3 protein-coding genes are annotated in these 2,760 nt (G+C 31.6%); 2 read left to right on the top strand and 1 reads right to left on the bottom strand.

What is annotated here, in order from left to right:
* Nucleotides 1-303 precede the first annotated feature (303 nt).
* Nucleotides 304-1,230, top strand: a complete 927-nt coding sequence (locus AMD28_RS02120) for a two-component regulator propeller domain-containing protein (protein ID WP_055442523.1) — start codon at nucleotides 304-306, stop codon at nucleotides 1,228-1,230.
* Nucleotides 1,231-1,383: 153 nt separating this feature from the next.
* Nucleotides 1,384-2,001 carry a hypothetical protein gene (locus AMD28_RS02115; protein ID WP_152975520.1) on the top strand — a complete coding sequence of 206 codons (618 nt, stop codon included), beginning with the start codon at nucleotides 1,384-1,386 and terminating at the stop codon, nucleotides 1,999-2,001.
* Between the two features lie 122 nt (nucleotides 2,002-2,123).
* Here AMD28_RS02115 and AMD28_RS02110 read toward each other — a convergent pair.
* On the bottom strand, nucleotides 2,124-2,760 hold a 637-nt coding region (locus AMD28_RS02110; RefSeq protein WP_055442131.1), incomplete at its 5' end, for an IS110 family transposase.

Here is a 2,760-nt window from a genome sequence, read left to right as displayed (position 1 = left end):
TCGGAAAAGCCACTCAAACGGAATTAAAAAAGAACCACTTTACGAACTTCACTCAGAATTGATCCATTAAACGGAATTAAAAAGAACTACTTTACGAACTTCACTCGGAATTGATCTATTAAGCGGAATTAAAAAACGTGATTACTCAAATGTCTCGCAACAGTTGGCAACAACGCATAAAAAAAATCGCTATATTTAGAACTAATTTAAAAGTCGTTGCACTTTTGCTACATCTGAATTTCCTACGGAAATTCCTCGCACGCAAAAACGCAACTCTTTTTATACAAAACCGTTGTAGCACATATGAGAAAAACATTATCGACCATATTAATAATTCTATTTATCCAATTTAGTTTTGGACAAAATATCGAGCATTTTACAAAAGAAAACTCTGAATTGACAGATGATGATTTTTGGGGAATCGCAGTTGATAAAGATGGAAATAAATGGCTAGGAAGTGCGAAATCTGGACTTATAAAATTTGATGGCGAAAAATTCACAACTTTAGACGCCAATAATTCAGTTATTAAAGGAAAATACATTTCCCCAATTTTTATCGATTCAAAAGATAATATTTGGGTATCATTTTCGCAACCAAATGGTTTAGCAAAATTTGACGGAAAAGATTGGACGACCTATTCTTCAAGCGAAATCAAATTATCTAAAATTTCAATCATCGATATAACAGAAGATGAAAACGGAATAATATATTTTGGAGGTTCTAACGGATTGACATCTTTCAATGGTACTGAATGGAAAAAAATTAAACTACCGAAAAGTGTTACCATAAGAGCATTGGCTGTTAAAAGCGACAAAGAAATTTACGTCGGACATAATAGCGGATTGCTTATTTATAAAAATACAAAATGGGAATCATTGACAACAGAAAATTCTGAATTGCAACAATATGTTCGTGCTTTAAGATTATATGATGACAACGAACTTTACATTGGTTATGGAGGAAATTTAACTGGAGGATATTCAATCCTAAAAAATGATAAATGGAATCACGTGAACAAAGACAATTCTGATTTATCGAATAATATGGTTAGAGATATCGAAATAGATGAAAATGGAAATTATTGGATGGCGACAAACGATGGACTCAATATTGTTACAAATGACAAAATACAACCTATATTTTTCCGACAAAGAGGAAATGCAATTATGGACATAGCAATTGAAAATAATTTGCGTGGATTGCTACAGGTTATGGATTGTTTAAAATAGAACTATAAATACGTGCTACAACAAAGTATATAATCCATTGCTAGTTCTAGCCTAATTACGAATATTCCTGCGGAATATTCTATTCGGTTTTTATTTGCTAAATTAGTTGCTTATACACGCAACGTATCATATACAAAACCGTTGTACACAATTATGAAAAAACTGCTTCCAATAATGTTTTTATTCTTCAGCCTAAATTTTTATGCTCAAGAAAGTTGGAAACCAAACCGTGAAGTTCAAAAGACAACTTTTGATAAAGCATTGAATGCTCTTGAAAAATCGGAATATAAAGAAACGATGAGACATTTTTACTATGCATACAAAATGGGAATTGATACCGAACTCGGAAAGTTAGCTTTAGCCAAATTTGATTCAATTTTAACAATTGAAAAAACAAAACTATTAAAAGGTATTCAAGGAACTTGGATACTTAATGAAGTTGGCTCTAATTGGGGATTTGAAAAAATTAATTCTGATTCAGAAGAAAAACAATTGGTAATTAACCAAGATTTAATTTCGTTTTATGAAAACGGAAAATTAATAAAAAAAGAAGAAATAAAATTTACAGAAGCTACATATTTCGGAGTTCCGAGTTATACGACTTTTGACTATTCAGATCGTCAAATCTGGAATTATGAATTAAAAGACCGAAAACATAACAAAAATGAAAATGTTCTTCATCTAAAAAATGAAGGATATTTTAGAGAGAATGGTGTTCGAACAGAAATTTCGTGTGGAAATACGGAAATGTATTATGAACGAATAAAATAACTGTGTACAACAAAGAACTGAGGTAAAAAACAACTCTTTTCTTCGTTAATTTTAGACATTATTAGTTTTGGCTCAAAATAATTTTATTGTTTTGCGCCTTTTATATTTTATGTAATTCTTTACTATTTAGGCAATACTGAAACGTGATTTTCACAATATGGCAATCCTGATTTAGCAATAGCAAATGCTTGCTTTAATAACTTATTTGCAACTGCTATTAACGCAAGTTTTTTACTCTTTCCTTTGGCCACCAATCGTTCATAAATCTCTCTACAAGCCTTATTGTACTTACATGCCGAAAATGCACATAAAAATAGCAGATTTCTTAGTTTCTTATTCCCTACTTTACTTATTCTACTTCGTCCGCGAACACTGCTTCCTGATTTTCGTATAGTTGGTGTAATACCGACATAACTACACAGTTGTGATGCCGTTTCAAATTTTTTAAATCCATCAGTTACTACTATTAAAAACAAAGCTGTTTTCACACCCATTCCTGGGATGCTTTTTAATAATGTCAGTTGATGTTGCTGCTCTTGTTTAACTAAATCTAATAGACGCTCTTCTATCGCGGTAATCTCCTTTTGCAAATGCTTAACGTTTCGCTTTAAAGAACGATACACAAACTTGGAAGGTATTCCTAAGGTTTCTTCACCATGAAGTTTATTCTTCGATGCCGTTCGGTATTTTATGTAACTATCCAGCAATCTAAAGAGTTGCAAGCACTCACTCTGAACTTCATTTAAAGCTGTGTAAAGA

Source organism: Lacinutrix himadriensis, assembly GCF_001418105.1.
Lineage (GTDB): Bacteria > Bacteroidota > Bacteroidia > Flavobacteriales > Flavobacteriaceae > Oceanihabitans > Oceanihabitans himadriense.
The sequence above is the reverse complement of the archived record's forward strand: the minus strand, read 5'-3'. Positions and strand labels throughout refer to the sequence as shown.